Annotated in this window: 18 protein-coding genes; 3 read left to right on the top strand and 15 right to left on the bottom strand. The window is 53.0% G+C overall.

The genetic code is table 11. The features are described 5' to 3' along the window. Positions 1-593 precede the first annotated feature (593 nt). From LX98_RS01455 to LX98_RS01390, 14 genes are all read right to left on the bottom strand, one after another. Positions 594-6,161: a DUF7379 domain-containing protein gene (locus LX98_RS01455; protein ID WP_496427211.1), complete on the bottom strand. Its 5,568-nt coding sequence runs from the start codon at positions 6,159-6,161 to the stop codon at positions 594-596. A gap of 552 nt (positions 6,162-6,713) precedes the next feature. Further along, positions 6,714-8,273: an SUMF1/EgtB/PvdO family nonheme iron enzyme gene (locus tag LX98_RS01450; RefSeq protein ID WP_496427210.1), complete on the bottom strand. Its 1,560-nt coding sequence runs from the start codon at positions 8,271-8,273 to the stop codon at positions 6,714-6,716. 36 nt (positions 8,274-8,309) lie between these two features. Beyond that, the gene (locus LX98_RS01445; protein WP_496427209.1) at positions 8,310-8,603 is read right to left on the bottom strand and encodes an SUMF1/EgtB/PvdO family nonheme iron enzyme; all 294 of its coding nucleotides are present in this window, start codon (positions 8,601-8,603) and stop codon (positions 8,310-8,312) included. Continuing rightward, positions 8,591-9,004, bottom strand: coding sequence for a reverse transcriptase domain-containing protein (locus tag LX98_RS01440; protein WP_496427208.1), 414 nt, complete (start codon positions 9,002-9,004; stop codon positions 8,591-8,593). The genes LX98_RS01445 and LX98_RS01440 overlap by 13 nt, the downstream gene beginning before the upstream one ends. Positions 9,005-9,067: 63 nt before the next feature. Beyond that, the gene (locus tag LX98_RS01435; RefSeq protein WP_496427207.1) at positions 9,068-9,640 is read right to left on the bottom strand and encodes a hypothetical protein; all 573 of its coding nucleotides are present in this window, start codon (positions 9,638-9,640) and stop codon (positions 9,068-9,070) included. Then, positions 9,637-9,990 carry a diversity-generating retroelement protein Avd gene (avd, locus tag LX98_RS01430; protein ID WP_496427206.1) on the bottom strand — a complete coding sequence of 118 codons (354 nt, stop codon included), beginning with the start codon at positions 9,988-9,990 and terminating at the stop codon, positions 9,637-9,639. The genes LX98_RS01435 and avd overlap by 4 nt, the downstream gene beginning before the upstream one ends. 153 nt (positions 9,991-10,143) lie before the next feature. Next, a complete protein-coding gene (locus tag LX98_RS01425) occupies positions 10,144-11,625 on the bottom strand; it encodes an SUMF1/EgtB/PvdO family nonheme iron enzyme (RefSeq protein WP_496427205.1) in 1,482 nt (493 codons plus the stop codon). Then, positions 11,622-13,280, bottom strand: coding sequence for a TIR domain-containing protein (locus LX98_RS01420; protein WP_496427204.1), 1,659 nt, complete (start codon positions 13,278-13,280; stop codon positions 11,622-11,624). The genes LX98_RS01425 and LX98_RS01420 overlap by 4 nt, the downstream gene beginning before the upstream one ends. 27 nt (positions 13,281-13,307) lie before the next feature. After that, positions 13,308-14,105: a hypothetical protein gene (locus LX98_RS01415; RefSeq protein WP_496427203.1), complete on the bottom strand. Its 798-nt coding sequence runs from the start codon at positions 14,103-14,105 to the stop codon at positions 13,308-13,310. A 251-nt stretch (positions 14,106-14,356) separates the two neighbouring features. Next, the gene (locus LX98_RS01410) at positions 14,357-15,838 is read right to left on the bottom strand and encodes an efflux transporter outer membrane subunit (RefSeq protein ID WP_496427202.1); all 1,482 of its coding nucleotides are present in this window, start codon (positions 15,836-15,838) and stop codon (positions 14,357-14,359) included. Between the two features lie 10 nt (positions 15,839-15,848). Then, positions 15,849-16,871 (bottom strand): efflux RND transporter periplasmic adaptor subunit, encoded by a 1,023-nt coding sequence (locus tag LX98_RS01405; RefSeq protein WP_496427201.1) that lies wholly within the window; start codon positions 16,869-16,871, stop codon positions 15,849-15,851. Next, the gene (locus tag LX98_RS01400; protein WP_496427200.1) at positions 16,872-17,612 is read right to left on the bottom strand and encodes an ATP-binding cassette domain-containing protein; all 741 of its coding nucleotides are present in this window, start codon (positions 17,610-17,612) and stop codon (positions 16,872-16,874) included. A gap of 4 nt (positions 17,613-17,616) precedes the next feature. Further along, positions 17,617-18,750 carry an FtsX-like permease family protein gene (locus LX98_RS01395; RefSeq protein ID WP_496427199.1) on the bottom strand — a complete coding sequence of 378 codons (1,134 nt, stop codon included), beginning with the start codon at positions 18,748-18,750 and terminating at the stop codon, positions 17,617-17,619. Then, entirely contained in the window at positions 18,747-19,421 is a 675-nt protein-coding gene (locus LX98_RS01390; protein WP_496427198.1) for a TetR family transcriptional regulator, read from the bottom strand. Before LX98_RS01390 ends, LX98_RS01395 begins: the two co-directional genes overlap by 4 nt. Before the next feature lie 404 nt (positions 19,422-19,825). Between LX98_RS01390 and lon the strand changes: the two genes are divergently transcribed. Continuing rightward, a complete protein-coding gene (lon, locus tag LX98_RS01385; RefSeq protein ID WP_496427197.1) occupies positions 19,826-22,267 on the top strand; it encodes an endopeptidase La in 2,442 nt (813 codons plus the stop codon). A 65-nt stretch (positions 22,268-22,332) separates the two neighbouring features. Here lon and LX98_RS01380 read toward each other — a convergent pair whose 3' ends face one another. Next, a complete protein-coding gene (locus tag LX98_RS01380) occupies positions 22,333-22,788 on the bottom strand; it encodes a hypothetical protein (RefSeq protein WP_496427196.1) in 456 nt (151 codons plus the stop codon). A 253-nt stretch (positions 22,789-23,041) separates the two neighbouring features. On the opposite strand from LX98_RS01380, the gene LX98_RS01375 reads away from it, so the two are divergent. Together LX98_RS01375 and LX98_RS01370 are read left to right on the top strand one after the other, a co-directional pair. After that, positions 23,042-24,307, top strand: a complete 1,266-nt coding sequence (locus LX98_RS01375; RefSeq protein WP_496427195.1) for a DUF898 family protein — start codon at positions 23,042-23,044, stop codon at positions 24,305-24,307. Between the two features lie 95 nt (positions 24,308-24,402). Continuing rightward, complete coding sequence (locus LX98_RS01370) at positions 24,403-25,503, top strand: M48 family metalloprotease (RefSeq protein ID WP_496427194.1); 1,101 nt, start codon at positions 24,403-24,405, stop codon at positions 25,501-25,503. Positions 25,504-25,554 lie beyond the last annotated feature (51 nt).

The following is a 25,554-nucleotide window of genomic DNA, read 5'->3' as shown; positions in this document are numbered from 1 at the left end:
TCTAGCGGAAAACCGGCAGCGGAGCGGGAAAAGAAGTTGGATGAATGATCGAGAATTCGATTAATTCTTTTCAGTCCTTACAAATTTCGGATGGACCAGATGCTTCTCCACAGCTCAACATGACAACGCAGGCTGAAGTCGTACCCTCCTTCGGATGACGTTCATGGCAAGATCAAGCAATCCATTTATCCAATTCCTGATCTGCAATTTTCAAAATATATCTGATTTTTAGTTTAATTTGACAGGATTCGAGAAACCGGATCATTACATGGATACGGAACCTATCCTTCTGAAGCGGATGTCTTTTTAAAAGCGGTATGAGTCGGCTGATTTGCGCGAGCACGCTCTACAGGACTTGCAAGCCGAGACACCTGGATATACTGGGACTAGACCTCAAGTACTCCATCGCCTGCAGTGCATCTAAAGGCCCTTCACACACCAGTCAAGAACGCCAGGACCGAGAGTCTCAACCAGGTCCCCCTGAACGAGACGGGTAAGTAGAAGGGTCCCATGGCGGCAGGGATAACAGATGGTGCATTGGGCAATTTCCCAAGGGAGCACCATAGGCGATCACCTTTCATCTGAAAAAATCATTACGATTCAGGCTCGCCATTTGCGCCAACACCGGACACAAGACTCTCATGTAATGTTTTCAGTCCGGCGCTCAGCTGTTGACGAATTTTGAGAGGGGCCTGAGTGGCAACCATCGATTCAAAGAACTTGATATTGTTGATCACGGAATTTATTTCTCTGGCTGAACCTCCCAGTCGTTTGGCAGCAAGATATCCACCGAGAATTTCCTTTTGACCGTTGACTGTCAGACGCTGTGCATATAATGCCTCGAGCAGTTTGTGATCCGGGGTCAGACTCATATCCCAAAAGGATTGTCCTTTTCCGATTAAATCTTGTGCATAGGTTGAAAATTCTGCAAGCCCCTGTGCGAGAGGATCAGCGCCTTTTGTCTTCCCGCGTTGAGTTGACCGCCCTTTAGGCTTATCCCACGAGAGCACAATCTCAGCCGCGAGCCGATTTCCCAAAGGATAATACACATCGTTTCGCTTTGCCGCTTTGCCGATTTTGTAGCCCTCCGCATAACAATTCCTCATTTCCAGTAAGGCTTTCCGTTGCTCCCCCTTCTTGGTGAGGAGCATGGCTTTTCCTTTGTAGAGCTTCCCTTTGAGCGCATACCGCTCTTGTGTGTGTTGAATCGTAAGTAGGCCCGCGAGAATTTTTTCCGCATCCTTAAACAGGTCCGTGATCGGGAATTCCTTTTCCAGGGGGTCGAGCTTTTGTGTTTTTACATTTCCCTGGCTTTCAAGACGATCGAGCGCCCACCGGACTTTCAGGTTGGCTAACTGCTCCAGCGACTCCACCGTCGCATCGGCCGGTTGCAGCATTCTCCCTCGATCATAGAATCGGACCGCCTCCGCAAAGAGGCCCAATTCTCCATAGGCCAACCCCAGCGCCGCACACATGGCCGCGGACTCCGTCCACCCTTGTCCAACACCGGCAGACAATTCTTGCAATCGGCGTCGCAACCGGGGCTCATCTTTCGGCTCGGCTGTTTTGGCCTCTTGAACCAGATTGTACAATTCCACTCGCAATTCGACAGGAGCCACCATCCGGCGTTGCCTACCCATGCTTTTCGCTCCGATCGTTAACGAAAAATCCGGGTCCCCATAACATTGGTACGCCCCCCACGTATTGGATCCGCCCTGGCGAAGAAATATCTCCTCACGCGCCAGCCGCACGGCATCACCGAATGTTCGATTTTGGAACATCTCTTCATAAAATTTCTTGGCAAAGGTTTTGGCGGCAAGGTCGTCCACTGCCCAACCTGCCGCAACCACCGCCCGCACACCCATACAAATCAGCTGAGTCCCCAGGTTTGAGGCGAGTTGATGAAACGGAATGTTCGATTGTTCAGCACTGCCTTTGGTTTGTCCCAGATGGCAGCAATTCAAAAATACCAATTCGGGCACATACCGCATTTGATCAATTTCGGCCGGGGTCAAAAACAGGCCTTCCCCTAAGACCATCCCCGTGACCGTTTTAGGTTTCGTATAAGATTCCGTTTTGGTGACTATCGCTCCGGACTTGGCAGCCTCCTCTTCTAAAGGGAATTCAAAGACGCCATGCGCCGCACAATGCACAATTCGATAGGGCTGTTGATACAGGGCAGTCAGAATCGCATCCGGTGTCGCTTCACCCTCCACGAGTTCCACGACATCACGGTACTCCTGGTGACGAATGAGTTGCGCCACTTCCCGCGCTTCGGCCGCGGCACCCGGCAAGGGAGAAAATTTTCCTGAAGATTCGTGACTGGTGGGGTCCCCAATGACGAGCGCATTGAGAGCTGTTCCATGGAGAACTTTTTCCCGGAATTGGGGAACCGCCATTTGCCGCACCATCCCGGCCTCCACAGCGAGAGGACGCGAGTTGGGATCAAACCGATTGTGCAATAATTCCCAAGGATAGGCGGCCGACTTCTCATCCAACACCAGCACCATACTTCGACGGTCCGGAGCATATTCTTTCATCCGATTCGGAATGATGAGCTCAAACAACGTGCTGGATAATTCCAGATCATTCTGGGTGGTAGCCATGGCTCGTTCTAAAAACCGTTCAATGAGCTTGCGTTGTGCCGGCTGCAAATAGGTTTCCGCCCGCGCACGATTGGTGAGGGCTTCAAATTTCAAGGAGCCGTCATTCTGGGTGGCAATGCGCATTCGTTGCCACCACCCCGCATCCTCATCAAATGAGGCACGGCGACGCCCCTCAACTCCTTCGACCATGACTTCATGGATATGCAGATGTTCACGAAAATCTTGTGATCGTCCCAGTTCCAGTAGTGACTTCGTGGCTTGAATGGCCAGATCCTGATACAACTCGAGTATCTCGACCGTCTCGATGGAGCCCGTGAGACTTTCATCATCTGCGGTCGGCTTTTCAGATTCAGGTGTCTCTGTCCGTTCCAGTCGGTCCAAACGCCGATTCGCCTGAAGAATTCCACGAAGGAGCGATTGGAGGGAATCAACCAGGGACAGGCCTCCCGCACCCGTCCCAATCAGCAACATGGTCAGAGGGATTTTCAGTTTTGGACCACACGAACCATCCACCGTCGTGGCGCGGCGGCGTTCCCGCTCGACCTCGATACATGTAAGCGCATAGTTGACCATCGCATCGGCCATGGTGCTCGTTAACCCTCCCGGGGTTAAATCCCCAACCATGCCCAACCCCACCACTATGGCCCCGGGATGCGTTCTTCCCTGATGACAATCCCCATCATTGAGCACCACCGCAGAAGTATTGAGTTTATCCGGATAGAGGCCCAAGCACTGCCGTTCACGCAATCGACCATTGAGTTGCCGGTCCAGATAGGCCTCGGCACTGACAATCGTGTCTCCTTCATAATGCCCCACCGCCACAGGAGACGAGGCGCGGGACAAATTGCCATGGACCATGGTCACGGTAATTTTCCGGGTAGGCTGGCGTTTCTTTTTGACCCGAGTCGAGCCCAGGGCGGACGCAATAAGATCCTCCTCGCTGGGATACATTTCGAGCCGAACCTCGGGGAGTTCAAAGGGGACGACGGACACGCCGCGACGAACGGGAGGCACTTGGGACAACTTCGTGGTGACCCCGGCATTCAATAAATCAAGCAGGCCATCAAAGTGTTCCGGAGCATTGGCCAGATCACCATGCTCAATGTCCAGATAATACGTCTGGTGTTTGAGTGCTTCGGGAATGCCGGTATCCCAGGGAACCCGCCCATCCCCAAAGGAGGTCGCATCAATCCGTACTCGCCGCTTGGCTGGAGCCGAGAGGTCAATGGAGACATCGCATGGTGTCGCATCCGCTCGCCCCGCAACATAGAGCATCCGTTGAGAATCAATCGGGCTGGCCTGAAGAAGTTGCTGAACCTTGAAGGCTTCAGCCAGTTGCTCAGCATTTGGCACGGGCCACTCAATACCTGCTGTTTGTGAGGTCGCCACCTTTGCCCCGAATAACCCTCGTGCCCGATCCCGGTCATGCTCCAGGAGTGACTTCCAGGTTTCCGACTGATAGACATCAAGGGCCCCGTTATGCGGGAGAAGCTGCAGAACTCCATCAAATCTGGAAATAATTCCCAGTAACGTCGATTGGGAATTGGTGATATCCAGAAGGTCTAACATTCGCACCAGTGGATCACGCCCCATGAGCATACCGGTGATGGCATGCGACCCCTCATTGGGAGTGCCCAGCATGATGAACCGGGAACCGGGATGCTGGCACATGCGATCCCACACCTTTTTTCCCTCTTCCGTCGCCATCATGACCCGCACCACCAACCCGCCCATGGAGTGCGCGAGGATCCGTACCGGTTGTCCCACAGCTTCCTGTGCCTTGACCGTTTCCTCTAAATCCTTACGAAACCGGTCAGCAAGTTCGACCAGCGATTTTCGCCAATCATAGGCAAAGGGTTTAACGGTATGTGAATTGGCCAAATACTTGATGAGGTCCTTATAGCCACTCCCGATAGGTTGGTCAGCCACGACATTTTTCGCGGTATGCTTCAGCTTTTTCAGGCCTCCGAAAGCTAAATCCAACTTATCCAACCAGACCCGATCCTTTCCCACCTTGAGTTGACTGCCCATGGTGCCGGGCAGGACATAAACAACAGGCTGTGGGGATCCGACAGCGCGTTTGTGGTAATCATCTTCGGTCACTTCGGACGGCTCGCGCTCCAGTCGGTGAAAGAGGGAATGGGGCACGTCCTTGGTGAGAGCCTGCATCAGCCGATTCGCCGTATCCGGATTGCGAAAATAATGGAAATGATCCACCTCCTTTCCGGTGTCGATCCAATACTGCACCTCCCCTGTCCGCTCTGTCCCGCCGAACATCGCCGGGGTATTCACGACCAGATCATGATCTTCCCGATAGAATAAATCCGTCACGAAGGTTTTAAGTCGCCCCAGCACCCCTTCTCCGGCCACATCCCCGCCTAAAATATGCAGGCCCGCCATCGAACGCACCCCCGGTCGATTGAGGATGCGAACCAATGGCGAATCCGGCATCTGCGCTTCCAATCCGGGTAACTCTTCCGGTTTGGTCCGGTTTTTCACCACGCCCAGCAGGAATGCGGAGAGTCCCTCAAGCACCGGGTTGCCCTTCAGTCCAGGGATCACCCCGACCACGTTCAGGATAATCGAGAGGTACCGATCCAACCGGCCACTCGCCAACGTGGTGCCGCGGGCTGGACATCCCACCCGGACAAACCTCTCAATGATCAATTGCTTTTGTTGGAGCAGGTGACCGAGTTGCTCCAACTGCTTCAGATCGGCCTTTCGATCCGGTTGGGCAAAGACCTGGAGATCATCCTGATCAAAGGGAAATCGGCCCTCCATGATGCTACGACACAGCAATTCCCCCACGAGTCCACCTCGGGAATGCGAGACCAGGTGCAGACGAGCCCCTTCGGGAAAATACCCGGCAAGTTCCAACGCATTTTGAATGGGATTCTGAGAAAGCGTTCGATGTTGGAAGGCCAGCACACGTTTGGGGTAATGCCCAAGGAGTTGCACCATACGGGCATTGGCGCCCCCCTCCCAGAGTCCGCCGAAACTGCCCTCGGTCGAAGAGGCGGTTCCATGAATGAAGACCAGCCACGGTTTATCTGTCTTTTCCTTTTCCAGAGATTTGATCCGGGTGTAATTAGACGACTCTTTTCCTTCCCACCGATAGAGACCCGGACCCGGCTTCAACACACCCTCAACCTTATCCTTAATCAAGTCCGTGGTTGCGCCCACCGGGTCCAGGCCAAACACTTTGAAACCTTTTATCACCCAATTTCCGACGATACCCCGACTGGAGGCCCCAATAGGCAACACGCTGGGAAGTTCGACCACGTCACCGGCAGGCCCTCGACTGGGAGTCAATCCAAAATCCCTTTCCAGATCATCCACCCGGACCCACAATTTCAATCCCTGATCCAGCTCCAACTGGATGAGATCGTTCGGGCTCAAATCATCAAATTCCAGAGGTGGTTGGCCCGCGCGAGCCCGTTGGACTCTGGCACTATGTTTCAGGGTGACCAGGTCCTTTAGATTGGCAGGAAAATCGGGAGTTGCGGATTTCAGTTCGAACGGCTCAGTTTGTCCATGCACGACAAGACGTTTCATTGTCTATTCCTCACATGATGTTTTTGGCATGACCCCCGAATCCTTCCGGCGGAACAAGCGGTTCATTATCATATCGACGATGACACATATGCGTTCCATTCGTTTGGCCAATCAAACAAGACGGAATTGCATTACAGCAAATCCGTCGAATAATTCCTACCCTTCGCACGGCAATTTCAATGAGACACTGACAGGCACTGGGACAGGTCCTCGAGCAGGTAAGCTGGAAGAAGCACATCTGACGGAGGAGCAAAGGGGGAAAGAACGCCAAAATTGAGTGATAGACCTTTGCATAAACTTTTTTAATTCCGGCCAAAGCCGGCCAGAATAACACAGGGGTTTTCTCTCATCATGCTTGCTAGGGGCTGCAGACATCTCAATTACCCGGTAAGTACCCAACGCATTTTTCAAACCAGTATCCAAGGTGTTTTCTTGAAAGAAACAAAGAATCTGTGTCCAAACTATCCGACAGGGGCGATGCTTCGCTGAGCCTTAGTTGAAGGGACTCCGCATGACAAGAAAGAAAAGGGTAAAAGAAAAAAGAGCACAGGGTTACGGGGCGTCTTGGGCACAACGAACTCCGAGATTCGCATCCCGTTCCGTCGGATAGTCCCTGCTCCGGACCGCAGATCGGAGATACGACGGATAACTGCCCCAGGAGCCGCCCCGCAGGACTTTGAATTCACCGCTGGATGGCCCTTGGGGATTCTTCTTGGGACTGGCTTGATAATAATCCTCCGCATACCAGTCTGCGACCCATTCCCACACATTCCCGGCCATATCGTAGAGTCCCCATGGATTCGCCTGAAACGATCCAACAGGTGCCGTGCGGGCATACCCATCATCATACGAATCGATGGCATAACTCCATCCGAATTTTTCTTTGGCTGCTTTGTCCGCGAGGTTCGCTACGCGGTTGGATGAACGGGGAAGCTCCTTGCCCCACCAATAGGTTGTAGTGGCATCTGCACGGGCCGCATATTCCCACTCGGCTTCCGTCGGCAGACGTTTGCCCATCCCCATACAATAGGCCTTGGCATCCTCCCATGAAATAGACACGACCGGATGAGATTCTCGCCCCGAAGTAAACACCGAATCTTCACCTTCCGGCCTCTGCCAATTCGCCCCTGCGATTTCCTTCCAATCACCTTGAGAAGTTAGTCCATACGCAGTGCCTTCTTTTTCAGCAGTCGTCTGATAACTATTGGCCTGAACGAATTGTTGAAATTGTCGGTTCGTCACTTCATGCGTATCCAAATAAAACGTATCAAGCGTAACCGCATGTTGCGGATGTTCATCTGTATCGCCCTCTCCATCAGGTGATCCCATTTGAAAGGTGCCTTCGGGAATCAACACCATATCCGCAGGCACTTGGTTCACCTTTCCTGACGGGGTGGATGAACCCGCCCCGGTAAACACCAATTGCCAGTTTTTGAGTTCGTACTGGGCAATCACCGAGGGTTTCGCATAGTTATACGAACCCACAATATCCGTAATCAGACCGATGACCCGTCCGCCAAACAGTAAGGGGCCTCCAGAATTTCCCTCTTCCACGGGGCCGGTAAAGATCAAATCCGGCCCCACTAAACCGGTGATCGTCCCTTCTGCCACAGCCCAAGGGACCGGCACCCTTCGTGGGAACCCAATCACCGTGGCTTTTTCTCCACCTGTGAACTGGGTTTCAGCATTAAACGCAATTGGTCGAATTCCTGAGGGAAGGTCACCTTCGACCACCAAGGCGGCTAATCCTTTGCGATTACCCCCTTCCATGCCCTGAATGGAAGCGGGATAAGAACGCGTCCCGTCCTGATAGAACATGACGCGTGGCAAAGGATCTCCCTCAATCACATGTGAGGCCGTGGCAATATACGCCGTCTTCCCTTTCACACCCACAATGACGCCAGTGCCAATGCGGTTGGGATTTTTGGCCGTAATCTTCACCACCCCATGTTTGAGATTTTCCACCGAGGGGGTTTGCCCGTAGACCTCCCCCATTTCGAGAAAGACAAACAGACCCACCAGCAACACAAAGTTACAAAATCCGATAGCCATAGGAATCTTGGCATACCGTGCATACCCTGGTCGTCGAACCCTATCAAGCAAGATGATCATCTTCGACTTTACCCCCACTCCCCGACCGGCCCTGGATCAGGCCAGCCTTGAAGCAGGACACCACGCTATTCGGCCCCCAAACAGGCAGGCCCGGGATCGGTCTAGACGCCCGCATGACACGCTTCGCCCCTCCGGAATGAAGAGGCGAACTCTGGTCACCGAGCTGGCATCTTGGGCACAACGAACTCCGTTATTCGCATTTCGTTTCGTCGGATTGTTCCTGTTCCGGTTCGCTGATCGGAGATTCGTCGGATTATTGTTCCAGGAGCCGCCCCGCAGGGCAGCCTCACCTGTGGACCGATCCCGTGAGCAGCGCCCTACGCTGCCCAATTCACACCTGACAATAATGTTTCCCTCAATTGTTTCGTATCCGCATGACGTGCATGAGCCACCCAGCTCTGCACACGACGGTGTGCATCTTCTTCCGTCATCGAACCCCTTCCCACGGCCGTCTGCAGACACCGAAGTCGCCTCAAAAATCGCCGGACGTTTTGAGCATCAAGTCTTCGATGCGTGGGGAAGAGCCGGTAGCCCAAAAACGTCACACCATCTTGCGTTCGGCTTATGGTGCACTTTCGTGGATGCAACCGCAACCGGAGTCCTTCGCAAAACTCGTGAATTCTTTTCAAGGCGATTTGGAGTTCAGTTTTGTCGCGATGGAACAACAGGAAATCATCGACGTACCGAACATATCCCGGAACCTTCAAGTGCTCCCGAACATAATGATCCAAGCCATCAAGGTAGACGTTGGCAAAGAATTGACTGGTCTGGTTACCAATGGGAAGCCCTCGTTTTCATCGAGAGGGCTCAAAGAGGTCGTCTCCTGGGAAATATTCTAAGACAGGGGGTTGCGGATTGCTGCCATCAATCACGGAGTCTAAAAGCCAGACGACGCCTTCGTCCCAAATCCTCCGCTGTAACTTGGCCAATAATATGTCGTGGTCAATACTTGGGAAATACCGGGAAATATCACATTTCAAGACATAGGGGAAACGCCTGACATGGGACCAGGCCCGATCGACCGCCGCATGCGTTCCCTTGCCTTTTCGACAGGCATAACTATCATCCAAAAACCCTCGCTCAAAAATGGGTTCAATGAGATTACACAAGGCATGGTGGACCACCCGATCTCGAAACGGTGCCGCGCTAATCATTCGCAACTTTTTATCTCGAATATAAAAGGTTCGATAGGACCCGGGTTGATAGGTGCGAGATTGTAACTCTTGCTGCAACGTCAGGAGTTCTTTTTCCACATTCAGACTGAACAGACTGACATTGGGCCGAAAGCGTTTGCCACGTTGTGCCCGTTGAAACGCGAGCAACACATTCGGAAAGGCGGTCAGGCGAGCAAACAAGGAATTTTTCATCCTTTCCCCTTTTGGTAGCGTAGCCACCCTCCAACCTGTTGCCCCAACAGCAGACATTCTTGAGAAATATATTCATATTGTTTCAGACTGGTGAACCCAAGATCTTTGCTCAATCGAATGAGAATGCGCAATTTTTCAAGTTCGACATTGGCACGACGAAGAAGTGGCAGGTTTCCTCCCACATACGAGGCCTCGACCAGTAGAAGCACGGTATCGAGCATCGCCGTTTCAATGCGTTTCCCAAGCACAAATCGATGAGAACGCGGAAACTTGCCCACATGATTCACACACCACAGCAAAACATCGTAGGCTTTCGTGACCACCGTCGGCAGAGAAGGATCGTCGGGCATCGTTGTTTCACCTTACGGGACCATGCCAAAAAATATGAAGAACTGTCGAGCCAATATAATCCTTGAGTTCTGATCCTACGCTTCTACCTCCCCTAACCCCTCCTTACAAAGGAGGGGAAAATGAAAAGGGAAACAGGGTCAAAGTGCACAGGGTTAGCGGGCGTCTTGGGCACAACGAACTCCGTGAAGCGCATAGCGAGACGGCGGATAGGCCCTGTACCGGGTCGCAGATCGGAGACCCGCCGGATAATTGCCCCAGGAGCCGCCCCGCAGGACTTTGAATTCACCGCTCGATGGCCCTTGGGGATTCTTCTTGGGACTGGCTTGATAATAATCCTTCGCATACCAGTCTGAGACCCATTCCCACACATTCCCGGCCATGTCATAGGCCCCATAGGGACTCATCCCCCCTTCATATGACCCGACGGTCTTCAACTTCTCTGCATACACCACATCCAGATCCCAATCTTTATTAAAATTGGCGGTGTTGGAATTGGGCTTGGAGTTTCCCCACGGATAGGTCCGCTTGTCTGTGCCCCTCGCCGCCTTCTCCCATTCCGCCTCGGTAGGCAACCGCTTCCCCGCCCATTCACAATAGGCTTTGGCATCATTCCAATCGATCCCTACCACCGGCTTCTGCCCATCACGATTCAACTGCACCTGATCCCAAAACTCTGCATTGGCTCGGTTCGTCTGCGTCTTAAACCGCTGGTATCGTTCCACCGTTACTTCATATTGATCAATGTAATAGGGATCAAGGTCAACCGTATGCTGCGGATGTTCATCCGCATTACCTTCTCCTTTCGGCGATCCCATCGTAAACGCACCCGCTGGCACCAACACCATCGGCGCTCCATCTTTCCCGGTTTTGGTTGAAGTCAATGCGGAGACCGGCGGAGGCATGAAACCCCCAGAAGGTTCCGATCCGGTTCCCATGCTACTGATAATGCCTCCCCCTGCTACCCCCTCCGATTCCTTTCGAATGCCGAAACCTTGCAAAAAGACCCAGATGCTGTCGGCCGGATTACCTTGTCCATACGTCTCAATGGTCTGCACCAGACCAACGACCTGTACTTCGCGAATGACCGGCCCGCCGGAGGCGCCCTCATCAATATTGGCATTAAACTTTAAATCTCGTCCACGCCTGGACACCATATGGCCATGAATGACGGCCCAGTCCCCCGCCCCTCGAGGAAGACCCAGAACCGCCATGGCCTCTCCGCTGCTGACCTGCACTGCCTCGCGTGACAGGCTGAGGACCTTCACATCCTGCGGCACCTTCTTCATCTCGCGCACGATGAGGAGGGCTAACCCACGGAACGGATCATCCAGTTCCGACCCCTCCTGCACTTCGGCTTTCACTCTCTGGCCGCGCGCGGTGAAAAACTCCACCATGGGATATTTATCCCCGGCCACTACGTGCGCTGCCGTGAGGATGGCCAGTTCATCGGACTTTTTTGAAATGATAAATCCCGACCCATGCCGCTCACCTCCCTTGGGCAGCTTGGCATTGATGCGGACCACCCCCGGCAGCATGTCCTGTAAGGTTTCGCCAGACACTAGAGCGGGTGATACCATGACGAGCCCCGCTAATGCCCACCCCAGTATCCAGAAGATCAGGCGACCGCCTTTCATGTCGAGAGTTCCTTCCATAACCTCCACCCTCCCAGGGTGGTCGTGAACACCACGACAATCAGTCCCCCAAGCATCATCAATTTCTGATCCCCTTGCAACCGTTCAAAGGCCGTCAACCGGAGGTCTTGTTTGTCTATGGCACTCCCCAGGCGAATGCCTTCCACGGTGCCTGCGGCCTTCACTTGCAACGCCCCACGCTGAGGGTCACGCTGGAGACTTTGCAGATGAAAGTCTTCTTTCAGATTCTCCAGCACGAGGATATCATTCTGACGGATGGAAATCTGTCTCTGCTCCGCATGCTGGGACAGTACGATCTGCCCTTCGAAGATGACAGGAGCTTGTACGTTGCCAAGCCTATCCTGCCCCTCCAAAAACCGGATCGTCTCCAAGGCCACCACCTCTTTTCCAAACATGGGGATTGACGTTTCCGTATTCAGGCTAAGCGTCATGATGAGTCGCCTTCCCTCACCAGGACGCTTCTGAATCGTTCGCGCTTCACGCTTGCCTTCAATCTGCAGCCTCCCATTGGCCGGTTGAACCTCAACGCGATAGACGCCATCCTTCATGACCCGCTTTTCACCATTGGGGAGAGGCTGGCGTGCCACGTTCCGGACAGTGAGTAGAAAATTCCGCGGAACGGTCAGCTGGGCCCCCATCGTGTTGCCCCACCCATCGATCGTGAGTTGGTCTATGGCTTGGCCCCCGGCGTCCTTATCCCTGGCGATGGTCAGGGCTAACTCAGTTCCCCCTTCGATCGTCACGGCTTCCAAACTTCCTTGGCTTACCTTTTCCCCTGGCTTCTTGAAAAACTCCACCTGTATGACCGGCATCGCTCCCGGACGGGCCGGCTGAAAGACGACCGGTCCCTGGGATTCCTCCAAAGGACGCCAGCTCTGGTCGTCGATGGCAATGACCGGATCACCCTTCTGAGCGTTGACGAATTCTTCCAGGCTCTCTGCTACCACCTTTATGGCCGAAACATGTTCGAGTTGGATGAAATCGACCGGAATGGGGTTGAGCAGATTATGTTGAGTTTGACGAAGTTGCTTAGATGCCGGGACAGTTGACCTGATCGTCAAATCCACACGGCTGGTCCGAATGGAGAGTTCAACCTTCGTGGGTACTTTATAGTTCACGCCTCCCCACCCGACCAATCCCGTCAGCAGTGCGGGCAACACCAACATGGTCAGGGTGCTGGTTTTTGTTTTGAGCTGGCCCCACCTCTCCCCCGCCGCCACCCCCGGAGAAAGCGCCACACGGGGTTTTCCACCAAGCCGTTTGTTGACCGCAGCCACGATGGGGTCGAGCCTGGGATCATCGGGGTCGCCCGTCCACCCTACTAATTTCCCCGATTGGATCAAAGAGAAGGGCATGGGCAACTTGACCTGATCCAACAGAATGGGAATGAGTATTTTCTGACGACGGGCTTCCCGGGCTTCCGCCCGCACCCATTCGGATTGGACGGATTCCTTTGACCACAGGACGATTACGCATTGTGCCTCATCCACGGCTTTTTGAATGCGATCATCCCAAACCTCCCCTGGGATCAATTCCTGATCCCACCATATCTCCCAGCCCTCTTGCTCTAAACGGCGCACCAGCGCACTCGCTTTGGCCTGATCTTCCCTGGCATAGCTGATAAAGATCTGGCTCACGGATCCTCGTCTTGATCAGGAAGAGATTTAGGGTTTAAGGGTTGGCTGATGAACAAACCCGATTCGCCGGAGAATGAGGGCATTGGAACTCAGAAAATATCCATCAACCACCAGCCGGTAAAATCCTGGATCCGCCTGATCCACATTCCAAATAATGGGAACAGGACGTCCTCCTACGGCTCGGCGAATCCTGGTGGAATACACCGGATCGGTCCCCGTGCCATGGTCAATAGAAATGTTCAACAGCGCATTTTCACCAGGTTTTAGATCAAAGCGGTAGGCAGCAATGCGAGACGGGAGCGTCTGCGAAAAAAAGACGGGCAGGGCAACCTGATAATCAATATCTGCGCGCCTGTTTGGTGTCAGTTTGATCACAATTCCCAGAGCATACATATTCATACGGCTGTTTAAGACTTGGAGCACCGAAGCGGTGTCCCAAGAAAAATGATTGTGAGCCCCCTTAATCCAGGGGTTCGTGGGTGTGACCGTATCCAGCCAGTAAAAATATTTTTGTTCGATTTCCCGAACCCGTATATCCACGGCATCCGCTTTCTCCAGGAAAAATTGAACTTGCAGCTTGTCCGGAAGCTCCTTGACCGGCTCTTGGTAATCCACCATCGCGGAAATAAGCACCAGATCTTCCCCTCCCACCGATTTCCCTCTCACTCCCTCGTTGTAGTTGCCACGACGCTGATAATCCAATTCCACTTCAGCCAAACCTATGACAGGAAACCCTAGCAGCAGAGAGAGACAACCCATGGTTAGGCGGTAGGCCCATGAGGCCCCCAGCCCGCTTTGTTCAGAAATTGGAAAAATGGAGGACATGACCTTTATCCCAAGATACACAGCTCCGTTCCCTTGAATGGACCTATTTGGCCAGAATCAAGACATAACTGCAAGGCTCTTCTCGGAAAGACGTCCCACCGGGGCGTCTCTACAGCATGGGGTAGGGTCGTTAATGATTATAGGCAACAAGAATGGTTGTTTTTTTGTCTCGGCGTTCCGGGGGAATGTCGTCTTCACAGCATGTCGTTCGGCAATTCAGGAAAGACGTCCCACCGGAACGTCTCTACAGGTCAGGGCTTCTCGTGGATGACTTGAGCCAGTTGTTCCTGTTTCCAACCGCCGCCTACGGCTTTGAATAGATCCACCATAGCCGTGAGACGTGCCCGTTCGGTTTGGACCACTCCCAATTCTGCATCGAGCACGATGCGCTGAGCATCTATGACGTCGATATAGCTGACCAATCCCTTGCGATACCGGATGTCCGCGAGCTCCAGCGATTCACGGGCGGCTGCTACATGTTGGTGCTGACTGACCAGTTGCTCTTTGCGCGTTTGCAGGGCGACCAGCACATCGGCCACTTCCCTAAACGCATTCAGAATGGTTTGATGGTAGTCTTCCAACATTTGCTGATATCGGTTTTCCGCCACCTCTAATCTGGCCAAATTGGTATAGCCTTCAAAGATCGGAAGGGTAACCGAGGGACCGATCGCCATGTTGCGGCTGCCCCATTTGAACCATTGATCGAATTCGCTGGTGAGAAACCCTCCGTTTCCCGTGATGGCCACGCTGGGGAAAAAGTAGGCGCGGGCTTCTCCAATTCGAGCATTGGCGGCTTTTAAGATTTCTTCCTTTTCCAAAATATCCGGGCGCCGTTGCAAGAGATCTGAAGGCAGACCGACAGGGATCGTTGGTTGTGCCATCACGGACCGAAGGGGTTTGGAGGACAACACCAGCGTCCCAGGATTGGCCCCGGTCAACACTTCGAGTTGATGCAGTTGCACAGCCCGTTGACGCCGAAACTCGGGAATTTGCGAGGCCGTTTGAGCCACAAGGGTTTCCTCTCGTTTCACATCCAGGTCCGATACCAGACCGGCCTGCGCACGGCTCCGGATGATCGACAGTGAGTCTTGTTGAAGGGCCAAGTTCCGTTCCGCTATTTCCACTTGTTCGTCGAGTTCACGAAGCCGGAAGTAGGAATCTCCCACCTCACCGACCAGGCTCAACAACAGACCGCGGCGATTCATTTCGCTCCCCAACGCTTCTGCAGTAAAGGCCTCCTTCCCGCGTCGAATCCGACCCCATAAATCCAGTTCCCATCGAAGATCGATGTCCGCACGCCAAATATCAAAATTGGCACCCGGTGGCGCGAACCCTTCAGGCGCCCCTCCTGTGGGACCGACCAAAATGCTTTCCGACCGACGGATTCGGCTATACGATCCACCCAAGGACACATTGGGATAAAGCCCGGCTCCCGACCCATAGGCAATCGCGTGGGCCTCCAGCACCCGAAACGCAGCTTGTCGGAGATCGTGGTTACGATCCAAGGCCTGTTCAATCAATCCATTCAATTCATCGTTGCCAAACATTCGCCACCACTCGGCCTCCGGCACCTGTCCTATCGTAATGGGAAGCTGAGAGGATGAGCCTCCCAGGGTCATCCTGTTCCAGTCTTCCGGGACATTGAGGTCCGGCTGCTGATAGTCCGGCCCCATGAGACATCCCGGCAGAAAGAGGATCATAAGCAGCATGGGTAGATGTTTCGTTGCGATCATACGTTTCTCCTTACGGAGTCTTCCCTGTCTCCGACAACGGACGGGAGGTATGAGATGGCGGAGTTCCGTTCTCGGATCGGTTATGGTCCTGACCCGAAACCCGTTCAACAGGGCGCTCGATATAGACATCGACTTGTTGGCCGACATAGACCGGGAAAGCAGGCCGTTCAAATCGATAAATCACCTGGAGCACCCTGGTGTCGACCCGCTCCCGATTGTCCCCGGTCAGGGACCGTTTGGGCACAATGTAGGGCTCAATCCGAGCAAAGGTGAGCGAAATGGCTTTATCCGTAAACCCTTTAAGGTAGGCCACAGCCGGACTTCCCGGCACCATCAACGGCGCGTTGACTTCATCGATATCAGCCCGCACCTGTAAGGTTTCCGTATCCCCTAATATGATGAGCGGCTCGATGGGATTCACCGTGGCATATTCCCCGGCTCGAACGTTAACCTGAAGAATCGTCGCCGCACGCGGTGCCCGAACCGTAAGACGGTTTAATAAAGCCTGCACTTCATCCCGTTCTGTCTTTGCCAAATGGAGATCAGCCCTTGCCCGAATCAACCCCCGCTTGGCGCCTTCCGCTTCATGCCATTTCCTCTTCACATCATCTTCACTGACCGCCCGACGGTCTGTGACCGACTGAAGCCGCTTTAATTGGTCCTGGACATCCCGGAGCCGGATCTCCTGCTCGGCGATCCGCGCCGCTGCAGACGGGAGCGAATCGGTCTTGGTTTGCAGTTGGGCCCGCAACGCCCGATCATCCAACTGAAACAACGGATCTCCCTGCTCAACATGATCCGCCACCGTGACATACACCTTCGTCACCAGACCGGAGACCGGAGGCGCGATCCTGACGTTTTCGTTCACCGCTTCAATAATGCCTGCTGCGGCCACCGTGACTGGATACGGATTCTGAGGAGGAGCTTCCATCGGTGGAGGCGGAGCCACTTTCTTATTAGCGCCCCACAACGTCGCAATCGTCAAAAGGATGCCCCCCAACGCGATCCAAAAACTCAAACGCCGCAGTACCATTTAAACGGGTGTCTCCTGTCCTTCTTGGATCTGATCCACTCGTCCATCTTCCATATGGACAATGCGATCGCCAAATTCAAAAATCCGGGTATCGTGCGTGACAATAATGACCCCCCGATCATGCTGTTTTCCGATATCGTGCAATTGCTGCACAATTCGGTGTCCCGTTTCTCCATCCAGGTTCGCCGTCGGTTCGTCACACAGCAGTAACTGGGGATCACTCACCAGGGCCCGGGCAATCGCTACCCGCTGCTGCTCGCCTCCCGACAGTCTGGTCGGCAATGCGGCCAAGCGCTCTCCCATGCCCATGCTCCCAAGAATCTTCTCCGCTTGAGCCAGGGCCTCGTGTTTGGCGACTCCGCGAATCAATAACGGCACGGCCACATTTTCAACCGCGGTGAGCGTGGGCAAGAGATGATATTGCTGAAAAATAAATCCGAGATGATCCGAGCGAAATTTCGTTTTTTCCGACGCGGACATTTCCAGAATGGATTCGCCCAAAATTTTCACCTCTCCCTCATCGCTTTCTAAAATGCCGGCAATCACCGACAAGAGAGTCGTTTTCCCGCTACCCGAAGGCCCCACCAGCAACAAGACCTCCCCGTGGGCGACAGTTAAATCAACTCCCTTCAGGACAGGAATCCGGGTCTCTCCTTCCCCAAATGATTTCACCACCCCCCTGGCCTGCACCAGCCACTGAGGCGAATCCTGGTTGAGAGTCGGAGACGGATTCCCCTTCACGACGCTACCCCCGAAACACAATCGCCGGTTCAAGTTTGGCCAACTTTCGAATGCTAATCACACTCGAGACACTACAGATCAAGAGGAGCGCAACGGCCACTCCGACGAGAAGAGGCCATGTTTCTTTAAAGGGCAACCGGTCTCCACCTGCAGCGGTCAATCCAAACATGGTGGCCAATCCCACACCGACTCCATATCCAATGGATCCGACGGTAAAACTCTGCAGGAGGATCATACGCGCCAGCATACCCGTGCTGGCTCCTATCGCTTTCAGTGCGCCAAACTGCGGCAGGTTCTCAACCGTAAACAGGTAAAAGGTTTGTCCGGAAATCGCCATCCCCACAATAAATCCTAATAACACGGTGGTACCAAAATTCACGCCAATACCGGTGTTTTGGAGAATCCATCGAATCGTTTTCCAACCAAACTGGTCTGCGGTAAATGCTCCCAATCCGGTTTGCTCATGAATTCGCCTGGCTAATTCTTCCGGGCTGATCCCACTCACCGGACTGGCAAGGACATACGACAATTTCCGCCGTTCTTCGGGTGTCACACTCAAGGCTCGTTCGTAGGTGGTGTAGACGAAGGGAAAATTTTGAAAACTTTTTTGTGTCTGCACGATCGCCACGACCCTGACACGGTGATCATTGATTTCAAACGTGGTGCCGAGATGAATGTTTTCGGGCCCACCTAACCGCTCCACCCCTAATTGATCGATCGCGACGGCGTCAGGAGACCGCAGCTCTTCAATGTTGCCTTCCAACACCCGACCGGGTCGACCGATTAACGTACTGGATTCAATCCCGACTAACGCAATTTGCTCATAGTTCCCATCCCGCAACCTCGCCCGCTGAACGCCCTTATAGAGAGGAACCGCCCACTCGACACCGGAAACACTTCGAACCACGTTCACTGTTGTATCGGCCAGCGGTTTAATCTCTTCGACTTGATTGATATTGGAATCGGCAACCCACACAGGGGCATTCACATTGGTGATGCCCGATTGCGACCAGGTCATCAACCCCCAGAAAATGGATCCCTGCTGAACGATGAGCATCGTGGAAAACGTGAGCCCCGCCAGCAACATGAGGTATTTGGGGCGATCGCCAAACAACATTTTCAGTGCAACGTAATTCATACCTTCCGTGCCGTCCGCGTCCGGGGTTTATTTGTCTGCCCTGATCTGCGTACCGCTCCCTTCGGTGGAGGGGGTTTAAGTCCGTTCATTATGAGGTTCACAAAGGTCCGCGAAATGTCTGCGGCAGTTTGAGGAAGTTGGGCCTGAAATAAGACCGTCAATAACCGATGATAAATCAGCATGCCCATAAAGGCGCGTGCAGCGATGAGGGGCTGAACCGGCTGAAAGGCTCCATCATCTATGCGCTGTTGAATGTAGCCGGCCAAAAAATCGTAAAATACCCGGATGTGATTGTGGAAAAACATATCCGACATCTCATGGTTTTCTAGTGCACTAAACAAAATCAGCCTCATCAAATCGGAATCCGGAGCCCCTCCGACCACCGTCCGGGCAATCACGGAAAACACCTCCACATCCTTTTGTTGCTCAGCGAGACTTTTTACTTTGGAGAGTAATCCCGGCACGGGCGATTCCTCCGCAAGAATGGCCGCATACAAATCCTCTTTACTGGGAAAATGTTTAAAAATAAGGGCTTCGCTGACACCTGCCCTCTGGGCAATCTCCCGGGTCTTGGTCCCGCTAAACCCTTTTTTGGCAAATAAGGAGGCCGCCGACTGAATGATTTTGGCCTTCCGCACCGGACCGCTTATTCGTTTCGGTACTAATGGCATCTTCTACCTTCCAATATAGTGAGTATTCACTTACCATGTTAAGATCTCACCAGAAACCTGTCAAGGAACCTGGATCATTTGCAATTTTTTCGGGAACGGTGGAAAATTCGTATAACTTATCCACCCAATCCTGTTTCATCACGGGCATCATTATTTCGGATGTTCTGAGATGTTCAGATGGACACCAGGGAGATTTCACCTCCCGCTATGAGCACCAGAGTTCATCACCAACCCAGGTTCAGGTGCAGATTTTCGATTGCGCACATGAATGGCTTTTTGAGTTTACTCCACATGGCACAACCGGCAGTTCGTGCCAATCAATTTGACTCAACGGAAAAGATGCCTATCTTGTTGGGGAGATTAGTTATATGTTGGTATACACCTGAAGGACGGTGAAGATATAAATGGATACTCCCCCAGCTGCCGAGAATACAGTCATCGTTTCCCTCCCGCTCGTCCCTGTTAAACGAACGGTCTTGTTTCCCGATACCCTTGTTCCCTTCACGATTGGTCGACCCCGCTCGATCGCCGCGGTGGAATCCGCGATGAACTCGGAAGACAAAGCCTTGGTATTCGTTACCCAGCGTGACTCAGAAAAGGAGGAACCCGAGTTCGATGACCTGTATGGCATCGGCACGAAAGCCGTCATCAAGCAAATGGGCAAAACTCCGGATGGCCATCTTCAGGTTCTCGCACAGGGAATCGAACGCGTCGTCTTACTGAAGAAGGAACAAGACGAACCCCATATGATCGTTCGGTCCCGGCCACTCGCTCTTGCGCTTGAATCCGACCTTGAACTGGAAGCCTTGCATCGTGAACTGGTTGAACTTATTGGCCAATTACCGGAATTATTGACGACCCAGGGCGTGTTGGAATTGGTGACCGTGCTTCGAGCCGAAAAAAATCCCCTTTCAGTGGCCTATCGGCTCGTGTCCCTCCTGAACCTCAATGTGGAACGATTGCAAGGGCTTCTGGAGCAATCCGATGCCAAGGAAATCCTTCGCCAGGTGTATGGCGCGTTGGCCCATGAACTCCATATCCTCAAAATTCGCCATGAAATCGCGAGCCAGGCCCAAGCAGAAATTGGAAAATCCCAACGGGAGTATTTCCTGCGCCAACAGTTAAAAGAAATTCAACAAGAACTGGGAGACCTGGAGACCCAACCCGAGGATGGCGAGGTAGGGGAATTAAAAGCCCGTATCGAGAAAGCCGACCTTCCCGAGATCGTGAGAACTGAAGCCACCAGAGAACTGAAGCGTCTGATTAAGCTGCCTCCTGCCTCCCCGGATCATCAAGTCATTCGGAGCTATCTGGAATTGGTTTTAGAATTACCGTGGAACACCCTCACAGAAGACCACCTGGATCTGACTCATGTTCGAACGATATTAGATGAAGATCATTACGGCATTCAGGATGTCAAAGAACGCATCCTTGAGCACCTGGCCGTGTTGAAGTTGAATCCTTCTGCGAAGGCTCCCATTCTGTGCTTGGTGGGACCTCCGGGGGTGGGGAAAACCAGCTTGGGGCAATCCATTGCCCGCGCCCTGGAAAGAAAGTTTGAACGGTTGAGCTTAGGGGGTCTTCATGACGAAGCCGAATTGCGTGGGCATCGCCGCACGTATGTTGGCGCGATGCCAGGCCGTCTGATTCAGGCTCTTCGACGTGCTGGAGCCAAAAATCCGATCCTGATGCTGGACGAGGTCGATAAGGTTGGACAGGATTTCCGGGGAGATCCCGCGTCAGCCTTGTTAGAAATTCTTGACCCGGAACAAAATCATACTTTCCGCGACAATTACTTAGATCTGCCCTTTGACCTCTCTAAAGTGATGTTCATCACCACGGCCAATTCTTTGGACACCATCTCCCGTCCTCTCTTGGATCGGATGGAGACCATCCGTCTGGGCGGCTACAGTCATCAAGAAAAGCTTGAAATTGCCAATCGCTATTTGTGGCCTCGTCGCTTAAAGGAAGCCGGCTTGGAGTCCAAACCTTTGACGCTAGAGGAACAGGTGATTCCTCATATCATCAAACGATATACCCGGGAAGCCGGTGTTCGCCAATTGGAACAGATGTTGGGACGGTTAACTCGCAAAGTGGCGCTGAAGCTGGCAGAACATCCGCCGGACCAGCCTGAGGAACCTCTTACGATCACCCAAGTGGACCTTCCGGAATGGTTGGGCATCGAACGATTTATGCCTGAGGAAGCCAGAAAAACCTTGCCCCTGGGGGTAGCGACCGGAATGGCCTGGACAGAAACCGGCGGGGATGTCCTCTATGTTGAGAGTGCCCTTCTCCCGGGAGGAAGCGACCTCACCATTACCGGCCACATTGGGGATGTCATGCAGGAATCAGCTCAAGCGGCTCGAAGCTATCTCTGGTCGCGTGCCGAATCGCTGGGCTTGGATATCGCGGTGTTTAAGCAGAGTGGAATGCATATTCATGTGCCGGAGGGCGCCATTCCCAAAGACGGGCCATCCGCCGGTGTAACCATGGCCAGTGCTCTGGCTTCACTTTTACTGAAAATCCCAGTTAAGAAGGATACGGCGATGACCGGAGAAATAGGGTTAACCGGATTGGTCCTGCCTGTGGGCGGGATTAAAGAAAAGATTCTGGCGGCACATAGGGTCGGATTGCGCCGCATTGTCCTTCCCAAAGCCAACGAAAAAGATCTGAAAGATGTGCCTGACACTGTGCGATCAGAATTGTCCGTTGTGTTCGTGGAAACAATTGAAGAGGCGCTACATGCTGTCCTGCTCAAAACGCCGGACAATCGTGAGAGAGAAAAGAATCCTCCTCACACCCAGCCTGCCGGAAGTGAGCAGAAATCCGTCATAGGCAGTCACTAAGCTTTCAGGGAAGGCCTTCTCTCCAGGCGTGATTCTTCTCTCTTTATGAAAATACTGCGAAGAGGCTACTTCCCACCTGTCAGGAAAGGGGATATCCGTTGCATGGTAAAGGTACCTCCAGGCTCAAGAGGTTTGTGATCCTGGCCAATGCGGGTGTACCACCAACGTCCCTGGGCTACCGGCGAATCATCTAACCACTTCAGCTCAAACTCTCCCTCCCGATCGTTACCGGCTTGCATCCATTTGCCCTTCCATACCCCATCCTTTAGTTCTTGGGTTTCAAACCAGCCATCCTCCCACTCATAATGCCCTTTTCCTTCTTCATTTAAGGTGATGGTATTGGACCCCGTTTTATCTGCATACTTCCAGATCCCGGCAAGATCTTGAACTTGTTGAGGCGGATGGGAGGGATCAAGGCCATTTCCTTCCCCTTGAGGAATCTGAAGCGAGAGATCGGCACAACCCACGCCGGCAAATACATTTATGATGATCAGGAACATTTTGACTATACTCTTCAGCATAAATTTTCTCTCGCTCCCCCGCGACAATTGAATTGAAATAAACCTTAGGATTGTATCAGATAGGACCGATAGACCCAGATAGGTGAAACCATGTATCACGAAAGGCACCACTGATGCGCACCATCAAGACGGAAGCGCCTGATCCATGGAATTGACGCCCGCGTTGATTTGCACAACATGCGGGTCAGTCAGAAATGGTAGAGAGACCTGTTCGCAATGTGGAGCCGCGCTTCCCTCTCCACAAGAGGAATCCGTGAACCACTCCAATGAACCATTACTCAGCACAGATCATTCCCTCATTTCATCAGAATCTCAAAAGCCGTTGACCACTCATAAATCAGACTCATCGGCTAAACACAGTTCCGATTTGGCCACCTGGGGCCAGGATCAAAGAGACCAGACTCGAGCCCTTCCCCGAATACCCCCTTCCGGCCCGGACAACAGGTCAGACGATTCCGATTTGTTTCCCATCTACCATCCCATTTTTTGGGGGCGTGGGCGAACGCTCTTTGGCATATTCATTGTCAATACCTTTTTCACATTACTGACACTTGGCCTGTATTCTTTTTGGGGGAGAGTGCGTATTCGCCGATTTTTGAGCAGTCAGACGAGCTTTGCCCACACTCGCTTTTCCTATCATGGAACTCCTCAGGAATTATTGAAAGGATGGTCAAAAGCGTTTTTGGTATTTGGTCTTCCCTATGCGTTTCTCAGTCTCGCCCCACCCATATGGGACCAGATTCCGATCTGGATTCCCAATGCGCTTGCAGGGACCATGGCCTTGTGCTTCATTCCAGTCGCCGTGGTCGGATCGCATCGTTATCGGTTGAGTCGAACCTCGTTGGGAACGATTCGTTTCTCCTTCCGGGGACACGTGAAAGATTATACGAAAATATGGGTCCTGGGAAGCGTACTGACCTTGTTGACCGCCGGCCTCTATTACCCGTTTTTCGAAAATGCCAGACGAAAATTTCTCGTCGCTCACACCTACTTTGGTAATCGCCCATTCACCTATTCCGGAACGGGAAGCGGGCTCTTGAGGATCTATGTCACCTCCCTCGCCTTCAGCATGATCATTTTGGTCACACTCATCGGGATTCACGCGGGACCTGACGGTCTCTCCATCCTCGCCCAATGGCCATCCGAGGGTTGGCGGGACATTTTTTTTAATTCCCTATTCGTCACCGGACTGCTCACGCTGCTGCTTCCATGGTTTTACCTGCAGGTAGCCAAGCAACGGTACCAATGGAATCATTCAGATTTTGGAGACGCGCATTTTCATTTTTCTGCCTCCACGTGGAATCTCATGGAGTTGCGGATTACGAACTTCCTCATGCTTATTCTCACGTTTGGATTAGCCTGGCCGTGGGTCCAGGTCCGGAATCTCCAATTTCTCTATTATCATCTGAACCTTCAAGGCCCTTTAGATTTTCAACGCATCGAACAGGAAGCCCTGGATGCGTCTCCCACCGGAGAAGAGCTTGCGGGATACTTTGACGCTGGTTTTGATTTAGGCTAATTTGGGCATTGTGCATGTTCCGCTCCGATCCTCCCGGTATGAATCTTTCCATCCATCGACGATTTATGCGTTCCTTAGGCTAAACCAATTCGATCATGGCATACTCCACCGAATGGAAAGGGTCCTATTATGACGGACAATCGGTCGTTCCACAGTTTGTGACCATTACCATTTCAGGTGTCGGCCTGACCCTTCACTTTGCTGACCACACAACCACGGCATGGAACTATCATGATCTTCGACAAACCCAGGGGCGCTATTCCGGCGAAGAAGTACGATTTGAGCGAGGGACAGGAATTGGGGAAACCCTGGTCATCCCCAGCCCCACAATTCTGCTGGCGATTCATGAGCATGGCGGACCGGGCGCCAGTCATTTTCATCATCCCCGCACACGACACACTCGTGTGTATTGGACGGTGCTGGCCGCACTCGCCAGCATCCCCATCGTGTATGGCATTTTCGCCTGGGGTATTCCCTCGTTGGCCCAGCCAATCACCGCCGCCATTCCGCTTTCCTGGGAAATTCAGTTGGGCCAATTTGTACAACAGGAAGTCACAGCCGGGAAACCGGTTTGCGACAACCCGAAACTGATCCACGCAGTCGACTCCATATTGACGGCCCTGACCAGGTCCATCGACCACCTTCCCTATCAATTTCAAATCACCGTGGTGGATAGCCCCCTCGTCAACGCCATGGCTGCCCCGGGCGGATATGTCATGGTCTTTCGCGGTCTTCTACAAGACACCGCTTCGCCCGAAGAACTCGCGGGAGTGTTGGCTCATGAAATTCAACACGTTCTGCTTCGACACACCATGCACCTCATCGTGCGCCATGTGTCGATGGCTTTCGTCATCGCCGCCCTTAGCGGGGATGCCAGCGGCATGGTGGCGTATGCATTCCAAGCCGCCCAAACTCTTCAGACCCTGTCCTATAGCCGTGAGGCGGAAGACCAAGCCGATGAACAGGGATTCCGGTTATTACAACGGTCGGGAATTAATCCCGAGGGGATGGTCACCTTTTTCGCTAAACTTGGGAAAGAACAACCTGCAAACGACGTCCTTCGTTATTTTTCAACCCATCCAGCGACCCAAGACCGCCTTGCACACCTGAAGTCCTTGCTACCACCAGCCTCCATGGCCTATCGAACCTTCCCCTTTCACGCTGAATGGTCTAACATCAACACAGAATGCAAGTGACTCCATAGAGCCACTTCCTAACGCTGTTCGACCCCTGGGAACGCTGTTGAG

It is taken from the genome of Nitrospira marina (assembly GCF_059568365.1).
Note: the sequence above shows the minus strand (reverse complement) of the source record. Positions and strands in the feature narration are given on the sequence as shown.